Origin of the sequence: Microbacterium sp. K36, from assembly GCF_004794355.1 — a bacterium.
Lineage (GTDB): Bacteria > Actinomycetota > Actinomycetes > Actinomycetales > Microbacteriaceae > Microbacterium > Microbacterium paraoxydans_D.
The window spans coordinates 16755-37487 of record NZ_SSDN01000086.1 but is presented as its reverse complement, the minus strand read 5'-3'; the positions used below and the strand labels follow the sequence as shown (position 1 = coordinate 37487).

At 69.7% G+C, this 20733-nt stretch carries 22 protein-coding genes and 1 tRNA gene; 14 read left to right on the top strand and 9 right to left on the bottom strand.

Going from position 1 to position 20733, the window contains the following annotated elements:
- The first annotated feature begins 31 nt into the window (after window positions 1-31).
- From cmtR to DW296_RS11005, 6 genes are read left to right on the top strand one after another with little or no spacing between them, the layout of a single operon-like run.
- Window positions 32-391 carry a Cd(II)/Pb(II)-sensing metalloregulatory transcriptional regulator CmtR gene (gene cmtR, locus DW296_RS11030; protein WP_136052268.1) on the top strand — a complete coding sequence of 120 codons (360 nt, stop codon included), beginning with the start codon at window positions 32-34 and terminating at the stop codon, window positions 389-391.
- Window positions 388-1050, top strand: coding sequence for a cation diffusion facilitator family transporter (locus DW296_RS11025; protein ID WP_240743067.1), 663 nt, complete (start codon window positions 388-390; stop codon window positions 1048-1050). The genes cmtR and DW296_RS11025 overlap by 4 nt, the downstream gene beginning before the upstream one ends.
- Before the next feature lie 46 nt (window positions 1051-1096).
- Window positions 1097-2080 carry a thioredoxin-disulfide reductase gene (gene trxB / locus DW296_RS11020; RefSeq protein WP_136052266.1) on the top strand — a complete coding sequence of 328 codons (984 nt, stop codon included), beginning with the start codon at window positions 1097-1099 and terminating at the stop codon, window positions 2078-2080.
- Window positions 2077-3174, top strand: a complete 1098-nt coding sequence (arsB, locus tag DW296_RS11015; RefSeq protein WP_136052265.1) for an ACR3 family arsenite efflux transporter — start codon at window positions 2077-2079, stop codon at window positions 3172-3174. The genes trxB and arsB overlap by 4 nt, the downstream gene beginning before the upstream one ends.
- Entirely contained in the window at window positions 3171-4160 is a 990-nt protein-coding gene (locus DW296_RS11010) for a metalloregulator ArsR/SmtB family transcription factor (protein WP_136052264.1), read from the top strand. The genes arsB and DW296_RS11010 overlap by 4 nt, the downstream gene beginning before the upstream one ends.
- 24 nt (window positions 4161-4184) lie before the next feature.
- Complete coding sequence (locus DW296_RS11005; protein ID WP_136052263.1) at window positions 4185-4598, top strand: arsenate reductase ArsC; 414 nt, start codon at window positions 4185-4187, stop codon at window positions 4596-4598.
- 480 nt (window positions 4599-5078) lie between these two features.
- Here DW296_RS11005 and DW296_RS11000 read toward each other — a convergent pair.
- Window positions 5079-5152 (bottom strand) — tRNA-Gly (locus DW296_RS11000).
- Window positions 5153-5238: 86 nt separating this feature from the next.
- On the opposite strand from DW296_RS11000, the gene dcd reads away from it, so the two are divergent.
- Both dcd and DW296_RS10990 read left to right on the top strand, forming a co-directional pair.
- Window positions 5239-5844, top strand: coding sequence for a dCTP deaminase (gene dcd / locus DW296_RS10995; RefSeq protein ID WP_136052262.1), 606 nt, complete (start codon window positions 5239-5241; stop codon window positions 5842-5844).
- A gap of 1 nt (window position 5845) precedes the next feature.
- Window positions 5846-6319, top strand: a complete 474-nt coding sequence (locus DW296_RS10990; protein WP_136052261.1) for a hypothetical protein — start codon at window positions 5846-5848, stop codon at window positions 6317-6319.
- Here the strand turns inward: DW296_RS10990 and DW296_RS10985 are convergent.
- The gene (locus tag DW296_RS10985; protein ID WP_136052260.1) at window positions 6252-7253 is read right to left on the bottom strand and encodes an alpha/beta fold hydrolase; all 1002 of its coding nucleotides are present in this window, start codon (window positions 7251-7253) and stop codon (window positions 6252-6254) included. The genes DW296_RS10990 and DW296_RS10985 overlap by 68 nt on opposite strands.
- Before the next feature lie 72 nt (window positions 7254-7325).
- On the opposite strand from DW296_RS10985, the gene DW296_RS10980 reads away from it, so the two are divergent.
- The gene (locus DW296_RS10980; RefSeq protein WP_136052259.1) at window positions 7326-7973 is read left to right on the top strand and encodes a TetR/AcrR family transcriptional regulator; all 648 of its coding nucleotides are present in this window, start codon (window positions 7326-7328) and stop codon (window positions 7971-7973) included.
- 695 nt (window positions 7974-8668) lie between these two features.
- Here DW296_RS10980 and DW296_RS10975 read toward each other — a convergent pair.
- Complete coding sequence (locus DW296_RS10975; protein ID WP_136052258.1) at window positions 8669-9442, bottom strand: MarR family winged helix-turn-helix transcriptional regulator; 774 nt, start codon at window positions 9440-9442, stop codon at window positions 8669-8671.
- Between the two features lie 126 nt (window positions 9443-9568).
- On the opposite strand from DW296_RS10975, the gene DW296_RS10970 reads away from it, so the two are divergent.
- A complete protein-coding gene (locus DW296_RS10970; protein ID WP_240743066.1) occupies window positions 9569-10126 on the top strand; it encodes a MarR family winged helix-turn-helix transcriptional regulator in 558 nt (185 codons plus the stop codon).
- Window positions 10127-10132: 6 nt separating this feature from the next.
- On the opposite strand, the gene DW296_RS10965 is transcribed toward DW296_RS10970, so the two are convergent.
- The 5 genes from DW296_RS10965 to DW296_RS10945 form a co-directional block, all read right to left on the bottom strand.
- Window positions 10133-11050 (bottom strand): cation diffusion facilitator family transporter, encoded by a 918-nt coding sequence (locus DW296_RS10965; protein ID WP_071329309.1) that lies wholly within the window; start codon window positions 11048-11050, stop codon window positions 10133-10135.
- Between the two features lie 41 nt (window positions 11051-11091).
- Window positions 11092-12498 carry an MFS transporter gene (locus tag DW296_RS10960; RefSeq protein WP_025102689.1) on the bottom strand — a complete coding sequence of 469 codons (1407 nt, stop codon included), beginning with the start codon at window positions 12496-12498 and terminating at the stop codon, window positions 11092-11094.
- Window positions 12499-12568: 70 nt separating this feature from the next.
- Entirely contained in the window at window positions 12569-13057 is a 489-nt protein-coding gene (locus DW296_RS10955) for a DUF3253 domain-containing protein (protein WP_240743065.1), read from the bottom strand.
- Window positions 13058-13120: 63 nt separating this feature from the next.
- The gene (locus DW296_RS10950; RefSeq protein WP_136052256.1) at window positions 13121-14296 is read right to left on the bottom strand and encodes an exo-beta-N-acetylmuramidase NamZ family protein; all 1176 of its coding nucleotides are present in this window, start codon (window positions 14294-14296) and stop codon (window positions 13121-13123) included.
- Window positions 14297-14298: 2 nt separating this feature from the next.
- A complete protein-coding gene (locus DW296_RS10945) occupies window positions 14299-15165 on the bottom strand; it encodes a MurR/RpiR family transcriptional regulator (RefSeq protein WP_062765617.1) in 867 nt (288 codons plus the stop codon).
- 137 nt (window positions 15166-15302) lie between these two features.
- Here DW296_RS10945 and DW296_RS10940 point away from each other — a divergent pair, with 137 nt between their 5' ends.
- The 4 genes from DW296_RS10940 to DW296_RS10925 are packed head-to-tail and all read left to right on the top strand — an operon-like array spanning window position 15303 to window position 19514.
- Window positions 15303-16586: an ABC transporter substrate-binding protein gene (locus DW296_RS10940; RefSeq protein ID WP_025102685.1), complete on the top strand. Its 1284-nt coding sequence runs from the start codon at window positions 15303-15305 to the stop codon at window positions 16584-16586.
- Window positions 16587-16643: 57 nt separating this feature from the next.
- Window positions 16644-17600, top strand: coding sequence for a carbohydrate ABC transporter permease (locus DW296_RS10935; RefSeq protein WP_025102684.1), 957 nt, complete (start codon window positions 16644-16646; stop codon window positions 17598-17600).
- A complete protein-coding gene (locus tag DW296_RS10930) occupies window positions 17600-18517 on the top strand; it encodes a carbohydrate ABC transporter permease (protein WP_062765614.1) in 918 nt (305 codons plus the stop codon). Before DW296_RS10935 ends, DW296_RS10930 begins: the two co-directional genes overlap by 1 nt.
- A 16-nt stretch (window positions 18518-18533) precedes the next feature.
- The gene (locus tag DW296_RS10925) at window positions 18534-19514 is read left to right on the top strand and encodes a serine hydrolase domain-containing protein (protein WP_136052255.1); all 981 of its coding nucleotides are present in this window, start codon (window positions 18534-18536) and stop codon (window positions 19512-19514) included.
- Window positions 19515-19810: 296 nt separating this feature from the next.
- Here DW296_RS10925 and DW296_RS10920 read toward each other — a convergent pair whose 3' ends face one another.
- The gene (locus DW296_RS10920; protein WP_136052254.1) at window positions 19811-20707 is read right to left on the bottom strand and encodes an Lrp/AsnC family transcriptional regulator; all 897 of its coding nucleotides are present in this window, start codon (window positions 20705-20707) and stop codon (window positions 19811-19813) included.
- Window positions 20708-20733 lie beyond the last annotated feature (26 nt).

Here is a 20733-nt window from a genome sequence, read left to right as displayed (position 1 = left end):
GAATGGTCAGCAAGCGATGTATAGTCATTGCGTGCTGACTATTGCTTCGCGCCTCGATGTGATGAATCGACTCGGCCGCGCCATGGCTGACCCCACACGTTCTCGCATACTGATGTCGTTGCTTGATGCGCCGAGCTACCCCGCAGTGCTCTCTCGGTCGCTGGAACTCTCTCGCTCGAACGTGTCGAATCACCTCACGTGCCTGCGCGACTGCGGGATCGTCGTCGCGGAACCGGAAGGTCGCCAGACGCGCTATGAGATCGCCGACCCGCATCTGGCAGCAGCCCTCAAGAGGCTGCTCGACGTGACGTTGGCTGTTGACGAGAGTGCACCGTGTGAAGATGCCTCTTGTGAAGTGTCGGGATGCTGCGCGCAGAGTGCGGACTCGTGAGCGCTTCGGTAGCGGTCGCCCGGCGGTCAAAGCTCCATCGTCGGGTCCGCTTCATCGTCGCGTTCACGATCTCGTACAACGTCGTTGAAGCGATAGTCGCGATTTGGGCGGGTGCGCTCGCCTCCTCGGCGGCTCTTGTCGGTTTCGGCCTCGACTCGGTGGTCGAAGTCCTATCGGCCGCCGCGATCGCCTGGCAGTTCACGAGGAAGGACCCCGAGCGCTGGGAGAAGGTCACCGTGCGTGCGATAGGCCTGGCGTTTTTCGCTTTGGCGGCTTACGTGACTGTCGATGCAGTGATGAGCTTGGTTGGCCAGGAAGGTCCAGAACGCAGTCCTCTCGGACTGGGCCTCACTGCGCTGAGCCTGCTCATCATGCCGCTCCTCGCATGGTTTGAGGTTCGCACCGGACGGGAGCTTGAGTCGACGAGCGTGATGGCCGACGCAAAGCAACTGATCCTCTGCGTCTACCTTTCAGGAGCGGTGTTCATAGGCCTCATTCTCAATGCTCTGTTCGGCTGGTGGTGGGCCGATTCTGTCGCCGCGCTCATTGTCGCTGTCCTCGCAGTTCGCGAGGGAATCGAAGCGTGGCGTGGAGATGTCGAGTCCCCCTTCGAGGTTCTCGAGGATCTCGAACGCGAGTCGGCAAAAGGGGAAGCGTAGTCACGCAAGGCTTGCCGCTGGAATCGATGAGTGTCAATATAGACGCATGTCGATACAAGAAGCTGAGCTCGTGATCGTCGGATCCGGGCCCGCAGGGTACACGGCGGCCGTCTACGCCGCGCGTGCAGGCCTCGCGCCCGTGGTGCTTGCCGGTTCCGTGACCGCGGGTGGTGCGCTGATGACGACGACCGAGGTCGAGAACTTCCCTGGATTCGTCGACGGCGTCCAGGGGCCCGAGCTGATGGAGTCGATGCGCCTGCAGGCGGAGCGTTTCGGTGCCCGCATCCTCCTCGACGACGCGATCCGGGTCGACCTCGACGGGCGCACCAAGACCATCGAGACCGGCGCGGGGGACACCATCCACGCTCGCTCCGTCATTCTCACAATGGGCTCCGCCTATCGCAAGCTCGGACTGCCAGACGAGGAGCGCCTCACCGGCCGCGGTGTGTCCTGGTGCGCCACGTGCGACGGCTTCTTCTTCCGTGACCAGGAGATCGTCGTCGTCGGCGGCGGGGATTCCGCGATGGAGGAGGCGCTGTTCCTCACCCGCTTCGCATCGAAGGTGACTGTCGTGCACCGCCGCGGCGAGTTCCGCGCATCGAAGATCATGGCCCAGCGTGTCCTCGACCACCCGAAGATCGAGGTCGCCTGGAGCACGGAAGTCGGGGGCCTCGTCGGCGGCGAGAAGGTCGAAGCGGTCACACTCCGCGACACCGTCACCGGTGCGGAGCGGGAACTGCTCGCTACTGGAGTGTTCGTCGCCATCGGCCACGACCCGCGCTCCGAGATCGTCACCGGGCTCGTCGATACCGACGCCGATGGATATGTCCTCGTCGACCACCCCTCCACCCGCACGAACGTGTCGGGAGTCTTCGCTGCTGGCGACCTGGTGGATCACACGTACCGTCAGGCAATCACTGCAGCGGGCACCGGATGCGCCGCGGCTCAGGACGCCCAGCACTACCTCGCCGCGCTTGACGAACCCGCACCCATCGAGGCTGACACCGCCGCAGAGGAGGCCCTCGTATGAGCACCGTAACCGTGCCCACCACCGCCTCGACCACTCGGCGTCTGTCCACCCTTGACCGGTGGCTGCCACTCTGGATCGGCCTCGCCATGGTCGGCGGCATCCTCGTCGGCCGCTTCATCCCCGGCGTCTCCGATCTCCTGGCCGGTCTCGAACTCGGGGGGATCTCCATTCCCATCGCGCTCGGCCTGTTGGTGATGATGTATCCGGTCCTCGCGAAGGTCCGCTACGACAAAGTCGCCGCGGTCACCGGTGACAAGAGACTGCTCATCTCGTCGCTGGTGCTCAACTGGCTCGTCGGGCCCGCGTTGATGTTCGTCCTCGCCTGGGCGTTCCTCCCCGATCTGCCCGAGTACCGCACGGGACTCATCATCGTGGGGCTCGCGCGCTGCATCGCCATGGTCGTGATCTGGAATGACCTCGCCTGCGGTGACCGGGAGGCGGCAGCTGTTCTGGTCGCCATCAACTCGGTCTTCCAGGTCGTCGCATTCTCGCTGCTCGGATGGTTCTACCTGACCGTCCTTCCCGGCTGGCTCGGGCTCGACTCGCAAGGCCTGGAGATCTCGGTCTGGCAGATCGCACTCAACGTCCTGATCTTCCTCGGCATCCCTCTGATCGCCGGCTTCGTTTCTCGCCTCATCGGAGAGCGTGCGAAGGGACGCGACTGGTATGAAGACCGCTTCCTGCCGAAGATCGGCCCCTGGGCCCTCTACGGGCTGCTCTTCACCATCGTGCTGCTCTTCGCTCTCCAGGGGGAACAGGTCACCAGCCGACCGTGGGACGTCGCGCGGATCGCGCTCCCGCTGCTGGCCTACTTCGCGGTCATGTGGTTCATCGGCCTGCTCACCGGGAAAGCACTCGGGCTCGGCTACGCCCGCTCATCGACCTTGGCGTTCACGGCGGCCGGCAACAACTTCGAGCTCGCCATCGCCGTCGCCATCGGCACCTTCGGAGCGACCTCCGGTCAGGCCCTCGCCGGAGTCGTCGGCCCGCTGATCGAAGTCCCGGTTCTCGTCGGGCTCGTGTACGTCTCCCTCTGGGCGGCCCGCCGCTGGTTCCACACCGACCCGTACACCGCTGAGAGGATGCAGTCATGAACGTCACTGCAACGACTGACATCGACACGTGCAGTCCGGTCGCGACGCACGCCATCGGGCTGGAAGCAGCGTCCACAGTCGCCGCCACGCTGAAGGCGCTGTCGGATCCGCTGCGCCTACGGATGCTGTCGGCCATCGCCTCCGACCCGCGAGGAGAATCCTGCGTGTGCGATCTCGCCGAGCTCGCTGACGTGTCCCAGCCCACCGTGTCGCACCACCTGAAGGTGCTCAAGGACGTCGACGTGCTCACATCCGAGCGACGCGGAACCTGGGTCTGGTATCGCATCAACCCGAGCCGGCGCAGCGCCGTGACTGCGCTGCTGGACTCCTTCGCGCCGGCCTCGGTCGCGCCCGGAACCGTCGACGAAGAAAGCCCGCTACGGCCGGACTTCGACGCGCGCGTGACCCGCCTCGCCGAAGAACTCGCGGCAGAAGTGCCCGAGCTCGACCCAGATGTCGTCCTCACGACCGTCCGAGAGTCTTACACCGCGCTCGCGCGGACCGCCCGCGTCACCTCGACGCTCATCCCTCTCACTGAGCGCTTCGCGCGGCAACGGCTCGCGGACTTGACCCGAGACCGCGACTCCGCTCTCCCGCAAGTGCTGTTCGTCTGCGTCGCCAATGCGGGACGGTCGCAGCTCGCCGCCGCACTCCTCAACCAGTTCGCCCCCGGCAAGGTCGTCGCGCGCTCCGCCGGTTCCGCTCCCGCCGACGTCGTGCACCCCCACGTCCGCTCGCTCCTTGCGGAGATCGAAGGTGACCGGGCTGCTGAGCGATTCCCCAAGCCGCTCACCGACGATGCCGTCCGCGCGGCCGACGTCGTCATCACCATGGGGTGCGGCGACGTCTGCCCCATCATTCCCGGCGTCCGCTATGACGACTGGGCGGTCGGCGATCCCGCCCTCGCCTCCCGCGAAGGCGTCGAGGCAATCCGCGACGAGATCGCCCAACGCGTTCGCGCACTCGTCGACGACCTCGTCCACTGACCACGCCTCTCACCAGGAGCACCAATGACTGACACGACCACGAGCACCAAGCCCTCGGTCCTCTTCGTCTGCGTCCACAACGCCGGACGCTCACAGATGGCCGCCGGTTTCCTCCGTGACATCGCCGGCGACCGCATCGAAGTGCGCTCCGCTGGCTCCATGCCAGCCGACCAGATCAACCCGATTGCCGTGGAGGCCATGAGCGAGCTCGGCATCGACATCACTGCCGAGCAACCCAAGGTGCTCACAACCGAAGCCGTGCAGGCATCTGACGTCGTCATCACGATGGGATGCGGCGACGCTTGCCCGTTCTTCCCGGGCAAGCGCTACGAGGACTGGAAGCTCGAGGACCCGGCCGGACAGGAAATCGACGCAGTCCGCCCCATCCGCGACGACATCCGCGCGCGCATTCAGCAGCTGGTGGCCGAACTGCTGTGATCCCTGGGCCGGATGACCACCACGGCGCATTCTTATTCCAGGTGCCGTCGGACATCGGGATGAACTCGGCCTCCGGCCGGCAGTCTGCCTGAGAACGGGTACACCCGGAGCCCCGCCACGGAACGTCGGGGTCGGAACGGCAGGGTCGCGATTCGGCGACGAACCATCCGTCCGGGAGTGGCCCGTACCTTGCGGCACGATGCGGCGTTCTTCGCGGCATCGCTCGTAGCTCGGCGATGTCCCCTACCTCGCCTCGGGCGCGGGACCCTGGATGCCCCCCTGCCGCAAGCTCACTCCTCCGAGAACCCTGACCCATTCCAGGCCACCTTCCAGACCCTGCTGCTCATCGCGACGACCGTCAGCATCATCAGCGTCATCAGGGAGGATCGACGCAACAAGCGGGCAACCGCGGGAGCGCAGGAGGCGAGCTCCGGTCTGGAGTATCTCCGGGATGTCCGGATCAGCTGTGGAAATCACATATGGAGGGGCTGACGGGAATCGAACCCGCGCTGTCTGCTTGGGAAGCAGAAGTTCTACCATTGAACTACAGCCCCGCACCCGCCCGAGAGCAGGTGGAGCAAGCCTACCTGCCGCGGGCCGGATGGCCAAAGCGCGGGTCGCTCATGACTAGGCTTGTGCCGTGCTTCTCAGCGATCGCGACATCAGAGCAGAACTCGCCTCCGGCCGCGTCGGCCTGGAACCGCATGCGCCGGAGATGATCCAGCCGTCGAGCATCGATGTGCGACTGGACCGCTACTTCCGCCTCTTCGACAATCACAAGTACCCGTTCATCGATCCCTCGGCCGACCAGCCAGAGCTCACGCGGCTGATCGAGGTCGACCCGGACGAGCCCTTCATCCTCCACCCCGGCGAGTTCGCGCTGGGGGCCACGTTCGAGCAGGTCACCCTGCCGGACGACATCGCCGCGCGGCTGGAGGGGAAGTCGTCGCTCGGTCGCCTCGGGCTCATCACCCACTCGACCGCCGGCTTCATCGACCCGGGCTTCTCCGGGCATGTGACGCTGGAGCTCGCGAACGTGGCGACGCTGCCGATCAAGCTGTGGCCCGGCATGAAGATCGGGCAGCTCTGCTTCTTCCGGCTCACCTCGCCGGCGGAGAACCCGTACGGCTCCGGCCCCTACGGCAACCGCTACCAGGGTCAGCGGGGTCCGACGGCGTCCCGTTCGTTCCAGAACTTCCACCGCACCGACGTGGGAGTGACCGACATCGGAGCCGTCGGAGGCTGACATGAGCGACGCGAGCGGGACGGGTTCCGACGAGTCTGCGGTGCCCGAGGGGGCGGCGCCGCCGGATGCTTCGGGGCCGGAGATCGCTCCCGCCGACGCGGTGATCCCGCCGGCAGACGCCGTGATCCCGCCTCCACCGCCGGAGACGCCGATCCCGGAGGGGTTGCTGGCCGCACCCGAAGCCGCAGGCGATGCGCTTCCGGCACCGACCCGTCGCTCGGAGCGATCCCGTCCGACGCCCGCGATCCTCCAGGGCGAGCAGCCCGCCGCGGCTGCGGACGACTGGGCGCAGCGATCGATCGCCCCGGAGGTCGCCGATACCGGCAGCTACCGGATGCTCGCGGTCGTCGTCTTCGTCGTGCTCTTCCTCCTGCTCGCGGCGGCCGTGGTGACGCTCGTCGTGCTGATCACCACTGTCGGGCTGCCGTTCGCGGCCGCCGACCCGGGCGCGGGCTTCCTGCCGACCCGGGTGTAGGTCTCCGAAGGGCGGCAGGCGGGTCGGCCGGTGCAGCGTCGGTGGCGGCTCGTCCCGTCGCGGTGCCGAGCGCATCGACGGCGTCGAGCCCGCCGGTCACGAGAGCGACCACCGCGTCGAGGGTCGGATCGGCCGACAGCACTCTCGTATGACCGAGACCCACCGTACGGACGAGACGGGAGCGGCCGGGATGGGCGGCATGCAGCCGGAGGGCGTCGTGGTCGGGCATCCGGCGGTCGCTCCGGTCGTGCACGACGAGCAGTGCGGTGCCGGTGGGAAGTGGATGGGCGGCCGCGTCGTACCGTTCGGTGGCGGTGGCGGGATCAAGCCGGAGGCGGCGGTGGAAGCGGGTGCGGAGTCGGCCTGCGGTGGCGGGGTCGAGCCGGAGGTCACGGACGAACTGGGCGAGGAACGCCTCGGGTGCGGCGGCCCCGGCGACGACGGCGACGGCGGGGACCGAGCCGGACGACCGGGCGACGGTCAGCGCCGCGAGCCCGCCGAAGGAGTGTCCGATGAGAGCGGAGAAGGGGCCGTGGGTGCGGTCCAGCTGCTCCGCGGCATCGACCCAGTCGCGGATATCGGTGTGCCGCCCGCCGGAGGAGCCGTGCGCCGGGGCATCGAAGGCGACGACCCGGAATCCCTCGGCGACGAGTTCCCGCACGAGCGGGGCGAACTGCGAGGCGCGGCCCCGCCAGCCGTGCAGGAGCAGCACGGTGCGCGGACCCGTGCCCCACGTGTAGGTCGTGACGGGGGTGCCGCGCACGAGGAGCGTCCCGCGGCGGGCGTCGTCGTGGGTGGCGACGTCGGCGGCACGCACGGCCATCCGTGGGCGGGTGGAGAAGAACAGTCGGTAGGCGAGATCTCCGGCGAGGCGGGGGGAGAGGCGTCCCACAGCCGGGAGGGTGCGGACGAGAAGAGTGGACGCGGACGGCATGGAGGCTCCTTCACCGAACTATACGAACGATCATCCGTATAGTAGGCGAACGATCGTTCGTATACTAGGGGCATGATGGATGCTGTGATGCTGGACGGTCGGCGGGCGCGCGGCGACGCCTCCCGCCGCATCGTGCTGGAGAGTGCGACCGACCTCGCCTCCGTCGAGGGTCTGGACGGCGTGACGATCGGACGCCTCGCGACCGCCTCGGGGTCGAGCAAGAGCAGCATCGCGACGCTGTTCCAGAGCAAGGAGGGTCTGCAGCTCGCGACGGTCGCCGCCGCTCGGGACATCTTCGTCGAGCGGATCATCGAGCCCGCCCGGGCCCAGCCGAGGGGAGCGCACCGCCTGGCCGCGCTCCTCCACAATGCCTTGGTCTACTCGAAGGACCGCGTCTTCACCGGCGGCTGCTTCTTCGCGGCGACCGCGGCGGACGTCGACTCCAAGCCCGGTCCCGTGAGCGATGCCGTGCGGGCAGCCCTCGTCGACTGGTACGGATACATCGAGGCCCAGCTGCGGTTCGCGGCCGCGGAGGGGGAGGTCGGCGCGGCCGACGTCGAGGTGCTGGCGTTCGAGCTCGTCGCCCTCAATGAGCAGGCCAACGCGCGGTCGCTCCTCCTGCGGAGCGACAAGCCGTATGCGCTTGCGGCGGCCGCGATGCGCTCACGCCTCCGTGACGCGGGCGGCCCCGACACCGCCCTCGCCCTCCTCGACCTGTAGCCCCATCCCGCGTGCGGGGCCCCGCGCCCGGTCCCCCGGCTGCGGGATCACGAATGCACCGCAATCCCGCTTCGAAGGCCCGTTTCTGATCCCGCCCGTCGGTCGGGCCCTGCCCTCCTTGCGTGCGGAATGAGAAAGGGGCCGCGGGGTCCGTCGGAAGGGTCGTTTTCGATCCCGTCCGATGGTCGGACCCTGCCCTCCTTGCGTGCGGGATGAGAATCGGGCCGCGGGGTCCGTCGGAAGGGTCGTTCTTGATCCGCGCACCCGCCTTCGCAGCCGGATCCACCGAGGAGACACCATGACGCCCCGTCGCCTCACTACCTCGGGCCCTTGTGTTTCCACCGGACGCCTCGTTCCTCGCCCTCTGCCTGGATGACCGTGCGGGATTGAAAATGTGCCGCTGAGGCGCTCGGGAGGGGTGAATCTGATCCCGTCCGAAGAGTGGGTGCGCGCGTCGCCGCGAGGGGGGATCGAGAACGTGCCTCGGAACGGCTTAGGAGGCGCGACTCTGATCCCGTCTCGGCTCAGGGCGCTTCGCCTGCGTCCTCGGCTCGGGTCGGGCTGGGGTGCGGGTGGGGGATCGAAGACGTGCCTCGAGTGCGCTCGGGAGGGGCGGAAGTGATCCCGGAGGGGGTGGCGCGGCACGCGGAAGCGCCCCAGCCGGGGTTCCGGTGGGGCGCTTCGAGGAGGTGAGGTCAGGCGGCGTGGCCGTGGCGGAATCCGGCGTCGAAGCCGCGCTCGAATGCGCGCTCGGCCATCCGCTGCGCCCGATGGCCGTGGCCGTGGCCGTGGCCGTGGCCGCGGTGTGCGTGACCGTGGTCGCGGTGGTCGTGACCGTCGTGGTGACCGCGTCCGCGGTACCCGCCTTCCTCGTCGCCGTCGTGCCGGGGGTCGAAGCCGTGCCGGGGCTCGAAGCCGTGCCGGGGCTCGAAGTCCCCGGGGCCGAAGCCGTGCCGGGGCTCGAAGCCCTCCCCGCGACCAAAGCCGTGCCCGTGCACGAAGCCGTGCCGGCGGCCGAAGCCGTGCCGGGGGCCGAACCCGGGGCGCTGCTTCCGGGGGAGAGGCGTCTCCTCGTCCCACCCGAAGGCGCGGGCGATCTTCTCGAGCGCCGCGAGGGTCGTCGCCATCTCCTCGTCGGAGACCGCGCCGGCGACCTTCGCGCGGATGCCGTCGACGGTGGCGCCGAGGCGCTCCTTCGCCGCGCGGCCCTCGTCGGTCAGCGCCCATCCGTCGCCGTCCACCTCGACCCAGCCGCGGTCGACGAGATCGTGCAGCTTGTGCGCGTTCAGCGGGCGGCGCGCGGGGACCGACCCGTCGACGACGTTCAGCAGCCGCCAGTCGCGGCGGGTCGCGCCCTCCGCGGCGAAAGCGGTGGCGAAGTCCTGTGCCATCAGGCGGTCGACGGCCTTGAGCCAGAAACCGAACGGGCGGGAGGTGTTGTCAGAAGTGCTGTCTGCAGTGGTGTTCATGGTGATCCTTCGTGGTCTGTGGTGCACCGATGACGGATGTCATCCGACATATCAATGTCACTGTGCATGTACATGCAGTGTGACATGGAAAGTAAACGCATGTCAAGCTGCATGTAAAATCGGGACATGGCCACCGATCCGATCGACCCCGCGTCCCCCGACGCCGCCGAAGCGATCGCGCAGGCGCTCTCCCGACTGCGCGGACGTCGACCCGGACCCGGCGGCCGCGAGCACGGCGGGCCCCGCGGTGCACACGGGCACGGGCCCCACGGAGACCCGCGTGAGCACTTCGCCCACCACCGCGGTCACCCGGGGATGCCGCCGTGGATGGCCGACGGCGGCCGCCTCGGCGGACCGGCCCGTCTCCGCATGCTCGAAGCCCTCGCCGCCGCGCCGGAACCCCTCAGCGTGAGTGCGCTCGGGCAGGCGATCGGCGTGGATCAGCCGCGGGCATCCCGGCTCGTGCAGCAGGGCGTGCAGGCCGGGTTCGTGCGGCGCGAGGCCGATCCGGACGACGCCCGCCGCACCCGCATCGCGCTGACCGACGAGGGGCGCCGGCTCGCTCGCGGGATGCGGGGCGAACGCCGCGAGCTGCTCGGCCGCGCGCTCGAGTCGTTCACCCCGGAGGAGCGCACGGAGCTCGCGCGGCTGCTCACCAAGCTCGCCGACAACTGGCGCGCCTGACCGGCCTCACGCGCGGGCGAAGTCCAGCGAGGGCTCGTCGTCCACCGAGAGGGACAGCACGACGGTCTCGACCGCGTCGTGCGCCTCGATCCGCCGCTCCACCTCCCGCAGCCGACGGGCCACATCGTGCTCGCGTGCATCGCCCGCGAGGTCGACCTCGGCGACGAGGAACAGCCGGTTCGGCCCCACGTACTCGATGTGCAGGTAGGTGACCCGCTCGATGTCGTCCATGCCGAGGAGGGCCGTGCCCACCCGCGAGCGCAGTGCGGGGGACACCGACGTGCCGACGAGGAACGCGATGTTCCGTCCGATCAGGATCACGGCGACGACGCCCAGCAGGATCCCGACGAGGATCGACCCGATCGCATCCCACGCGGCGACACCGGTGAGCTGATGCAGGAGGATCGATCCGCCCGCCAGCACGAGGCCGATGAGGGCGGCGGAGTCCTCGAAGAACACCGCCCGGAGCGTGGTGTCGCTCGTCTCCAGCACGAAGTCCCACGTGGAGGATCCGCGCTCCTGGGCCAGCCGACGGGAGCGGACCATCGCCTGCGTGAACGACGCCCCCTCAAGGACGAAGGCGATGCCGAGCACGATGTACGCCACGACCGGGCTCTCCACGGGGCCGGTGTCGGACAGCTCCTGGATGCCGTGCATGATCGAGACGATCGAGCCCGCGGTGAAGATGCCGAACGCCGCGATGAGGGACCAGACGAACGCGTTGCGGCCGTAGCCGAGCGGATGCCGGGCGTCCTTGGTCTTCGCGCCGCGCCGGTCGGCGATGAGCAGGAAGATCTCGTTCCCCGCGTCCGCCCAGGAGTGCGCGGCCTCGGCCACCATCGACGCGGACGAGGTGATGACGGCGGCGACCGTCTTCGCGATCGCGACGAGGATGTTGGCGAGGAAGGCGAGGACGACGGTCACCGGGTCAGGCTACTCCCGCCCGACCCGTCCGACGCCCGGGCTCAGCGCGGCGCCTTCACCGGGAGCAGGAGCAGGAACCCGATGATGAGCACGATGACGATGCCGAGGATCCCGTAGGCGGTCTGGCTCGTCGAGACGATCAGCACGGTCCAGGCGGCCGAGGCCATCCAGCTCGCGGCCCTGCCGGTCGTGGCGTAGAGACCGAAGATCTCGCCCTCCCGGCCTGCCGGGGTGACGCGGGCGAGGAAGGAGCGCGCCGCCGCCTGCGCCGGGCCGACGAAGGCGCAGAGCACGAGGCCGCCGATCCAGAACACGAGCGACCCGGCGTCGCGGAGCAGGAACACGGCGAGGCCGGCGACGACCATCGATCCGATCGAGCCGAGGATGATCCGCTTGGGGCCGAGGCGATCGTCGAGGCGCCCCGCGATGATGGTCGAGACGCCGGCGACGAGGTTCGCGGCGATGCCGAAGACGATGATGTCCTGCGTGCCGAACCGGAACACCGCGGTGCCGATGATGGCGCCGAACGCGAAGACCCCGCCGAGGCCGTCGCGGAACACGGCGCTGGCGAGCAGGTACCAGAACGTCGACCGGGTCTGCGGGTCGCGGTAGAGGCCGATCACGTCTTGGACGAGGAGAACGTAGGAGCGGAAGAACCCCACCTTGCGCTCCGGCCGCCCGAGCGACGGCTCCGGCACGTTGAGGAAGATCGGGATGCTGAAGACGATCGCCCAGACCGCGCATCCCACGGCGATGAGCCGGTACGCGAGGCCGTTGTCGGTGGACATGCCGAACCAGTCGAAGGTGTCGAGCAGGACGACGATGACGAGGGCGATGATGCCGCCGAGGTAGCCGAAGCCCCAGCCCAGGCCGGAGATGCGGCCGACGTTCTTCGGGTTCGCAATGCCGATGAGCATGGCGTTGGAGTTCACCGCGGCGATCTCGCCGAACACGGAACCGGCGGAGATCAGCGCGACGCCGAGCCAGAACAGGGCCGGCTGCGGCTCCACGAACCACAGTCCCAGCATGCAGAGGATGAGAGCGCCGGTGCCGATGCCCAGCCAGAGCTTCTGTCGTCCGGCGGCGTCGGCGCGCTGACCGAGGACGGGGGCGAGCAGGAGGATGCCCAGGGCGGCGATCGTCGAACCCAGTCCGAGACCGGAGGCGAGGTCGGCCTCCGCGGCGACGCGGACCGGGTCGCTCGGGTCGAGGGCGGCGATCTCCGGCGGCAGGAACGACGCGCTGACGAGGTACAGCGCGGTGAAGACGAACGTGAGGATGACGGTGTTGAACGGCTGCGTCGCCCAATCCCACAGCGCCCAGGAGTACACCTGCTTCCGAGGCGCGGGGGTGTCTCCGCGCAGATCGAGGCCGACGACGGCCACGGCGCCGCTGTTCGCTGTCGCCACGGGCTCGGGGGCGCCCGCCGCGGGATCGGGTGAGGTCATGGTCGAAGTCTGGCCGCGGACGGTGAACGCCCGGTGACGGCGCGCCGTCGGCGTCGAGCGACCGGGGTGTTCAGAGGGCGGGGCCGCGGCGGATCCGGACGGGACCCCGGGAGTCGGTGATCTGGACCGGCTCGCCCTTCTGCGTGACGACCACGACGTCGCGGGACGCCAGGTCGGCGGCGACGCGGCGCACGTCGGGCATCCGGTCGCGCCACTCCGCGCCGCCGACGGCGCGGGCGACGTCGCTCGGGCAGATCGACGAGTCCGCGCGCTTCCGGGTGAGGGCGCGCATCGTCGCGGCGATCCGCTCCTCGGCCTGCGCCGAGGAGGGCTCCTCCCACCACGGGGCACCCCGCTCGCCGAGGGCGGTCTTCGCATCCTGCACGCGACGGCGGGCGTCGGGCTCCGCCGCCTTCACCGCGCGCCGTGCGGCCATGAGCTCGTCGACGAGCTCCTGCCGCAGGTTCTCGGGGATCGACGGATCGGTGGCGCGCCACCGCCGGCCGTTCACGACGATGTGGTGTCCGTCCGCGGTGGGCGCGGGGCCGTCGTCCGTCATACCGGCCATCCTGCGCGGCGGCCGCGCGCGCCGCCATCCCCTTGACGTCCGCGCGGCTGCCGGTCAGCGGTAGAGGAGGTCGGCGTCGACGAGCCCCGGCCAGTCCGGCACCGCGAGCGACTCCGGCTCGTCCCACTCGCCCGCCGTGATCCGGCGGAAGGCGCCCTCGACCCCGAACAGCTTCTCCAGAGGGGACCAGTCGGACTCCCCGGGCATCGGCACCAGCGCCCGCTCGGCCAGGGCCTCGGGGTAGAGGGTGGCGAGCAGCGACAGCAGGCGGACGCCGGTGTGCACCGGCCGGAAGGCGGCCGGGTCGGTCACGTGCAGGAGGAGCCCCTGGCAGGCCTCGCCGGCGTGATCCCGCACCAGGGGGGTGAAGCCGTAGGGGGAGGCGGTGACGCCGGGAAGGGCGAGCTCGACGAACGCGGTCGTGTACTCCTCGGCGTCGATGAACGGGGCGCCGACGACGCGGAAGGGCACAGCCGTGCTGCGACCCTCGGAGACGTTCACGCCCTCGGCCAGACACGTGCCGGGGTATAGCAGGGCGGTCGCGGCGCTGGGCAGGTTCGGCGAGGGCGGCATCCAGGTCAGCTCCTGCCGGCCGAGGGCGGTCTGATCGCGCGTCCATCCCTGCACCTCGACGACGTGCAGCTCCACGTCGATCCGGCGCGTGCGCACCCAGTGCCGCGCGAGCTCGCCGATCGTCAGACCATGGCGGACGGGCATCGTCCACCGCCCGACGAGCGAGTTCGCCGCCTCGTCGAGCATCGGCCCCTCGGCTTGCTCCAGGCGTCCGCCGAGCGGATTCGGGCGGTCGAGCACCATCACGGCGACGCCCGCGTCGGCGCACGCCTCGAGCACATGGCTCATCGTCCAGATGTAGGTGTAGAAACGCGCGCCCACGTCGGGAAGGTCGACGAGCACGACGTCGAGGTCGGCGAGGTCGGCGGCCGCGGGACGCACGTCCGCGCCGTAGAGGCTGCGCACCGGGAGCCCGGTCAGCGTGTCCCGGAGATCCCCGATCAGCTCTCCCTCCCTGGCCCGGCCGTCGAGGCCGTGCTCGGGGCCGAAGAGGAGCGTGAGCGGGAAGCCGGCGTCCGCGAGACCTGCGCGTCCACGGGCGAGGGTCGAGGTGAGGGCCAGGTCGTTCGTGACCATCCCGAGGCGGGCGCCCCGGAGGCGGTTCCGCTGCGGCTGCGTCAGGTCGTCGTGGAGGAGGCGGTCGATTCCGAGCTGCATGATCAATCGATTCTGTGAGCGGTGACGGCGTCGTGCGTGCGCTGGAGGTTCGCGGAGATCCGGTCGTAGTCGGCCTGAGCGATACGCGTGTAGAGGAAGTCGAGGACGGTGAGCTGGGCGATGCGGCTGGCCATCGCGCCGGAGCGGAAGGTCGACTCCGACACCGCCGTGACGAGGGTGTGCGCGCACGCGCGGGCGAGCGGCGAGCGCGGGTTGTTGGTGATGGCGATGGTGGTGGCGCCGGCGGCGGCGGCCACCTCGGCCGCCTGCACGATCTCCAGGGTGCGGCCGGAGTGCGAGATGGCGATCGCGGCGTCCCGATCGTCCAGGAGCGCGGCGCCGGTGAGGGCGAGGTGGTGGTCGGTCCGCGCCTGGGCGACGAGGCCGGCGCGATGGAGCTTCTGCTCAAGGTCCTGCGCGGCGAGTCCGCTGGAGGCCGCGCCGTAGATGTCGATACGACGCGCGCCGCGGACCACGGCGACGCACCGCTCCAGCTCGGCGATGTCGAGCTGGCGGGCGGTGCGCTCGATGGCCTCGGCCTCCGCGAAGGCGATCTTGCGCACCGTGGTCGCGGCGTCGTCGTGGCGGCTCACATCGCCCGCGGACACCTGGAAGCGCTCGCGCTCGGACGCGCTCCGCGTGAGCTCTCCGGCCAGGGCGATCCGCAGGTCGGGGTACCCGGGGAACCCGAGGCTGCGGGTGAAGCGGGCGACGCTGGCGACCGACACCCCGCACTCCTCGGCGAGGCGGGTGATGGAGTTCTCCAGGACCGCCTGCGGTTCGGCGAGCACGCGTTCGGCGATGCGGCGCTCCGTGGGGGTGAGCGCGGAGAGGCGCTGATGGATGGCTGTCACGACACTGTTCGGCACGAGCCCATGATGGCAGGTCGGGTCCGCACTCGGTAGGAATTTTCAGAAACGCTTGCATTTTTGTAAGAGATTGCCCACAGTGGCAGTGTCGGCATCGTCCCCGTGCCGCGACGAAGACGTCACCCGAGAGGAACACCATGCGAAACCGCCCCGTCCGCCTCGCTCTCACCGGAGGGATCCTGGTCGCCGGACTCGCCGTCGCCGGCTGCGCGCCCGCAGCCTCGAGCGGCGATGGTCAGGATGATGTCACCCTGACCATCTGGTCCTGGCAGGCCTCGTCGTCCCCGAAGTGGGAGGCCGTGTTCGACGCCTACGAAGAGTCCCATCCCGGCGTCACCATCGAGTTCGAGGGCTTCCAGCCTACCGAGTACAACCAGATCCTCGCCACCGGCCTCGAGGGCAGCGACGGTCCGGACATCGCGATGCTGCGCGCCTACGGCGGCGTGCAGTCGGCGATCCAGTCGGAGCAGATCGTGCCGATCGACGACATCGTCGACGGTCTCGACCAGTTCGACCCCACGGTCCTGCGTGCGGCCCAGGGCAAGGACGACGGCAAGACCTACGGCGTCCCCTTCGCGTACCAGACCATGCAGATGTTCTACAACAAGACCATGTTCGACGAGATGGGCCTCGAGGAGCCCACCGACTGGGACGAGTTCATCGAGCTGCAGGAGACCCTTCTCAAGGAGGGCGTCACCCCCATGGCGCTCGGCGCCCGCGAGGACTGGGTCCTGCCGATGTTCCACGACATCGTCGGTTCGGCCCACTACGGCGGTGCGGACTTCGAGGAGAAGGTGCTCGCCGGCGACGTCGACTTCACCGACCCCGCCTACGTGTCCTCTCTGCAGATCGTGCAGGACATGCAGAAGTACCTCGACAAGAACGTCAACGCGATCGCCGTCGCCGACGCCGTCCTGCAGTTCACCTCGGGCCAGGCGGCGCAGTGGCCCGGCGGCTCGTTCGACCTGCCCACGTTCCAGAGCTCCGCGCCCGACACCGAGTGGGGCGTCTACGAGGTCCCGCCGTCCCCCGACAGCGCGCTCGACCACGCGGTCACGCCGGGCTACGCGGACGGCAGCTTCGGCATCAACGCGGCCAGCGAGAACCAGGAGGCGGCCACCGAGCTGCTCAACTGGATGACGACGAAGGAGTTCGGCCAGCTCGTCGCCGACGAGGTCGACCAGTTCTCCGCGCTCCCCGGGGTGGAGTACTCCGACCCGCTCATGCAGGAGATGAACGAGCAGTACACCGCCAACCCGGCTCCGTACCTGCTGCTCGTCGACTTCCGCTACGGCGACCCGACCGGCACCGCGGTGCTCGGCCCGGACATCCAGGCCATGTTCCTCGGTCAGAAGACCCCGGAGCAGCTGGGCGCCGACCTGCAGTCGGGCATCTCCACCTGGTTCACCCCCTCCTCCTGATCCGAGCGTGGTGGGGCGCCGCATCCGGCGCCCCACCACGAGCGAAGGACCCCCCCCATGGCTCTGACCCTCCCCGTGCGCCCGCCGAAGAGCCGGCGCCCCCGCACCGGCATTGCGCTGTCGACGCCGACGGCCGCGCTGTTCGTGCTCCCGGCCGCCGTGCTCTTCGCGGTGCTGATCCTCTACCCGATGCTCGCCGCGCTCAGCTACTCGTTCTTCGACTGGCAGGGCACCAAGCAGGGTGGGTTCGCCGGTATCGGCAACTACCTCACGCTCCTCACCAAGGAGCCCTACGCGTCCGAGCTGTGGAACGCGTTCGGCCACAACCTGCTGCTCTTCGCCGGCGCCCTGGTCTTCCAGAACTCGCTCGGCCTCGGCATCGCCACCCTGCTGCACCGCCGCAAGCGCACCAAGCGGTTCTTCCAGACGATCTTCGCCCTGCCTTACCTCGTGAGCCCGATGGTCATCGGCTACCTGTGGTCGCTGATGTTGTCTCCGCTGTTCGGGCCGGTGAACGCGATCCTCCGCGGGGTCGGCCTGGAGAGCCTCGCGCTGCCGTGGCTCGGCGATCCGCAGCTCGCGATCTGGGTCATCGTGCTGGTCAGCGCCTGGCAGTGGATCGGATTCCCGATCCTGCTGTACGGCGCCGCCCTCGGCGGCATCCCCGAGGAGATCGAGGAGGCGGCGTCGCTCGACGGCGCCACGGCCGCGAAGCGCTTCCGCTACATCACCCTCCCGATGCTCACGCCGACGATCGGCATCATCACCGTGCTCACCTTCATCGGCAGCATGGAGGCGATGGCCATCCCGTTCGCGCTCGCCGGGTCGAACGGCGCTCCCGCCGGCTCCACCGACGTGATGATGCTGTTGTTCTACCGCACCGCGTTCGAGTCCGGGAACCCGAACTCCATCGGGGTCTCCTCGGCCCTCGCGACCGTCCTGTTCATCTTCATCATGGTCATCTCCGTCGTCATCACGACGACGATGCGCCGCGCCGAACGAAAGCTGTTCTGATGAGCACCGCCCTCGACACCCGTCAGGAGCCGACCACCGAGGCGATCGTCTCCGGCCGGCCCTCCGCCCCGCGGCGCCGCTCCCGGCGCACGAACGACACCCCGTTCGTGGGCCGGCTCCTCGCCAACGTGTTCCTGTGGGGATACGCGCTGGTCGCGATCGGTCCGCTGCTGCTCATGGTCAACAACTCTCTGCGCACGCAGCAGCAGATTGCCACCGAGCCGCTCGGACTCCCCGTCCCCCCGACGTTCACGAGCTTCCAGAACGCGTGGATCACCGCCTCGTTCGACACGTACTTCGTCAACTCGATCACCGTCACGGTCGGGTCGGTCATCGTCACGACGGTCGTGTCGGTGCTGGCCGCCTACGCCTTCGCGCGGGCCAGGGCGAAGTTCTTCCGCGGGATCGAGGCCGTGTTCCTCTCGGGCCTCATGCTGCCGGTGCACCTGGCGATCCTGCCGCTGTTCTATCTGCTCGACGCGCTCAAGATGACGAGCAACGTCTTCAGCCTCATCCTCGTATACGGTGCCCTCGGCATCCCGTTCACCACCTTCGTGCTGACGGTGTTCTTCCGGGCGCTGCCGATCGAGCTGGAGGAGGCCGCGCGCATCGACGGCGCCGGACCGCTGCGCACGTTCCTGCAGATCCTGCTGCCGCTCGTGCGCCCGGCGCTCGCGACCGTGATCGTCTTCCGGTTCGTGCCGGTCTGGAACGACTTCTTCTACCCGCTGATCCTGCTGCGCGACCGCGACTCGTACACGCTCCCCGTGGGCCTGACCCGGTTCTTCGGGGAGTACTCGACCGATTGGCCGCAGCTGTTCGCCGGACTCACGATCGCCACCATCCCGCTCGTGGTGCTGTTCCTGCTGGCGACGAAGCAGATCATCAACGGCCTCACCTCCGGCATGAGCAAGTGACGGCCGCAGGCGGATCATGGTGAACGGAGCCCCGGGCTCGGCGTGGGCGTCGGTGCGGGCGGTCGCCGGGGGCGCGGAAGAGCTGCAGCTCCTCGGGTCTCCGGCGCACGACGATCCCGCTCCGCTCACCGCCGCGCACCTGTTCGATCTCGCATCGCTGACGAAGGTCTTCACCGCCATCGCCGCGCTGCGGCTCGTCGACGCGGGCGTGATCGACCTCGATGAGCCCGTCGAGCGCGTCCTCCCGGTGGGCAGCGGCACCGGCGCGGAGCGGATCACCCTCCGGCACCTCCTCACCCATACCTCCGGGCTGCCGGCGGAGGGCCGCGAGTGGCGGGAGGGCCTGCGCGGGGACGAGTTGCGTGCCCGCGTGCGGCGTCGGGCGCTCGGTGCCGAGCCGGGCGCTCGCCATCTGTATTCCGACGTCGGGTACATCGCGGCCGGAGATTGTCTGGAACGGGTCTCCGGGCGGCCGCTCGCGGCGCTCTGGGCGGAGGTGGCCACGGGGATCGGCGCCGCGTCGCTGACCGCGGCTCCGGAGCGGGAGCAGGCGGTCGCCACGGAGACGCAGCCGCACCGCGGGAACGTGCGCGGTGCGGTGCACGACGAGCTCGCCCATGCACTCGGCCGTCCCGCCGGCCACGCGGGACTGTTCGGCACGGTGGGGGACGTCGCCGCTCTCGCCCGTCTCCTCCGCGATGAGGGCGAGGGGACGCACGGGCGAGTGCTGTCACGGGAGTCGTTCCGCGGGATGACGACCCCGTCCGTCCAGGCCGACGCCGGCTACGGCCAGGCGATCGGTCTGCGCGTGCGCGATGCCGCGTGGATGGGTGACCTTGATGCGGTCGGCCACACCGGCTTCACCGGCACGTGCTTCGCGGTCGTCCCCGAGACGGGCGCCTACGGCGTGCTGCTCCTCAACCGCGTGCACCCCACGCGCGAGGACGCCGACGTCGCCGCCGTCCGCCGTGCCTTCCTCGCCCCCCTCGCCCCCTGACCCCCCCGCCCCTTCCCGGTCCCGGTCCCGCCCCGGTCCCGGGATCGATAAGGCCCCTCCCCGAGCCTTCCGACGCCCCATATTCATCCCGCACCGAGAACCCTTCCCGGTGGAAGTGCCGAGGGTGCCGGATCAAGAAGGGTCCTCCACGCGGCTTCCGAAGCCCCGTTTGCATCCCGCGTGGGGAACCCCTCGCGGTGAGTGTGCAGAAACGTGCCGGGGATGGGTGAACGAGGCGCAGTTTTGATCCCGGGCGGGACCGGACGGGGACGGGGCCGGACGGGGACGGGACGGGGTCAGTCGGTGCGGAGGGGGCGGAGGGTGCGGGCGTAGTCCTCCTTGAGTACCGCGAGATGCAGCCACGCCTCGATCCGGGTCACTCCGGGGAGCGCGCGCAGCCGCTCGAGACTCGCATACAGGGCTCCGGCGGAGGGCTCCACGAGGGTCGCGACGGCATCGAACCGCCCGAGGGTCCGGGCCGCGAAGTCGACTCCGCGCCCCCGCCGCAGCTCCTCGATCACGGCCTCGTCGTCGTCTCCGAGCGTCATGCCCACGCCCATCGAGAGCTGCCGGTGCGCGAGCCCTCGGGCCTCCACGGCGCTGATCTTGATGACACCGGCGTCGATGAGCCGCTGCACCCGCGTGGCGACCGCGCTGGGGGAGAGCCGCACCTGCTCGCCGAGGGCACGGAAGCTCATCCGGCCGTCGGACTGCAGGTGCTCTATGAGGGCCTCGTCGATGCCGTCGAGGGTCACGCCGCCGTGGTACTCCGAGACGAAGAACCCCTTGATCACGGTCGAGTAGATGATCGTGTTGATGTCGAGCACCCCGGCGCTCCCGCGGATGCGCGCGAGCAGGTCGTGGAGCTCCGACATCGAGCCCACCCGCACCTCCGTCACGATGTCGTGGGCGCCGCCGACCGCCGACACGAGCACGGTCTCGGACATGTCGCGCAGGTGCTCGGCGACCACCTCGACGGCCCCGTCGGTCCGGATCGACACGTGGGCGAGCACGTGCTGGCCGAGGAACACGGGGTCGACGGCCGCGACCACCCGCACCGTGCGGTCGCTGAGCAGCGTGCGCAGACGGGCCGCCACGACGGCGCGGGACTGGCCGACGCGCTCGGCGAGGGAGAGGATGCTGGCGCGGCCGTCCTCCTGCAGCGCCCGGATGAGTTCCGCGTCGAAGTCCATGTGCTGTCCGATTCCGTCGATTTCCC

Bases quoted from the DNA above. Each gene is read 5' to 3' on its own strand.
- trxB (WP_136052266.1), top strand. From the start codon at position 1,097: ATGTCGATACAAGAAGCTGAGCTCGTGATCGTCGGATCCGGGCCCGCA.
- arsB (WP_136052265.1), top strand. From the start codon at position 2,077: ATGAGCACCGTAACCGTGCCCACCACCGCCTCGACCACTCGGCGTCTG.
- DW296_RS11010 (WP_136052264.1), top strand. From the start codon at position 3,171: ATGAACGTCACTGCAACGACTGACATCGACACGTGCAGTCCGGTCGCG.
- DW296_RS11005 (WP_136052263.1), top strand. From the start codon at position 4,185: ATGACTGACACGACCACGAGCACCAAGCCCTCGGTCCTCTTCGTCTGC.
- DW296_RS10990 (WP_136052261.1), top strand. From the start codon at position 5,846: ATGAGCGACGCGAGCGGGACGGGTTCCGACGAGTCTGCGGTGCCCGAG.
- DW296_RS10985 (WP_136052260.1), bottom strand. From the start codon at position 7,253: ATGCCGTCCGCGTCCACTCTTCTCGTCCGCACCCTCCCGGCTGTGGGA.
- DW296_RS10980 (WP_136052259.1), top strand. From the start codon at position 7,326: ATGATGGATGCTGTGATGCTGGACGGTCGGCGGGCGCGCGGCGACGCC.
- DW296_RS10975 (WP_136052258.1), bottom strand. From the start codon at position 9,442: ATGAACACCACTGCAGACAGCACTTCTGACAACACCTCCCGCCCGTTC.
- DW296_RS10970 (WP_240743066.1), top strand. From the start codon at position 9,569: ATGGCCACCGATCCGATCGACCCCGCGTCCCCCGACGCCGCCGAAGCG.
- DW296_RS10960 (WP_025102689.1), bottom strand. From the start codon at position 12,498: ATGACCTCACCCGATCCCGCGGCGGGCGCCCCCGAGCCCGTGGCGACA.
- DW296_RS10955 (WP_240743065.1), bottom strand. From the start codon at position 13,057: ATGACGGACGACGGCCCCGCGCCCACCGCGGACGGACACCACATCGTC.
- DW296_RS10950 (WP_136052256.1), bottom strand. From the start codon at position 14,296: ATGCAGCTCGGAATCGACCGCCTCCTCCACGACGACCTGACGCAGCCG.
- DW296_RS10940 (WP_025102685.1), top strand. From the start codon at position 15,303: ATGCGAAACCGCCCCGTCCGCCTCGCTCTCACCGGAGGGATCCTGGTC.
- DW296_RS10935 (WP_025102684.1), top strand. From the start codon at position 16,644: ATGGCTCTGACCCTCCCCGTGCGCCCGCCGAAGAGCCGGCGCCCCCGC.
- DW296_RS10930 (WP_062765614.1), top strand. From the start codon at position 17,600: ATGAGCACCGCCCTCGACACCCGTCAGGAGCCGACCACCGAGGCGATC.
- DW296_RS10925 (WP_136052255.1), top strand. From the start codon at position 18,534: ATGGTGAACGGAGCCCCGGGCTCGGCGTGGGCGTCGGTGCGGGCGGTC.
- DW296_RS10920 (WP_136052254.1), bottom strand. From the start codon at position 20,707: ATGGACTTCGACGCGGAACTCATCCGGGCGCTGCAGGAGGACGGCCGC.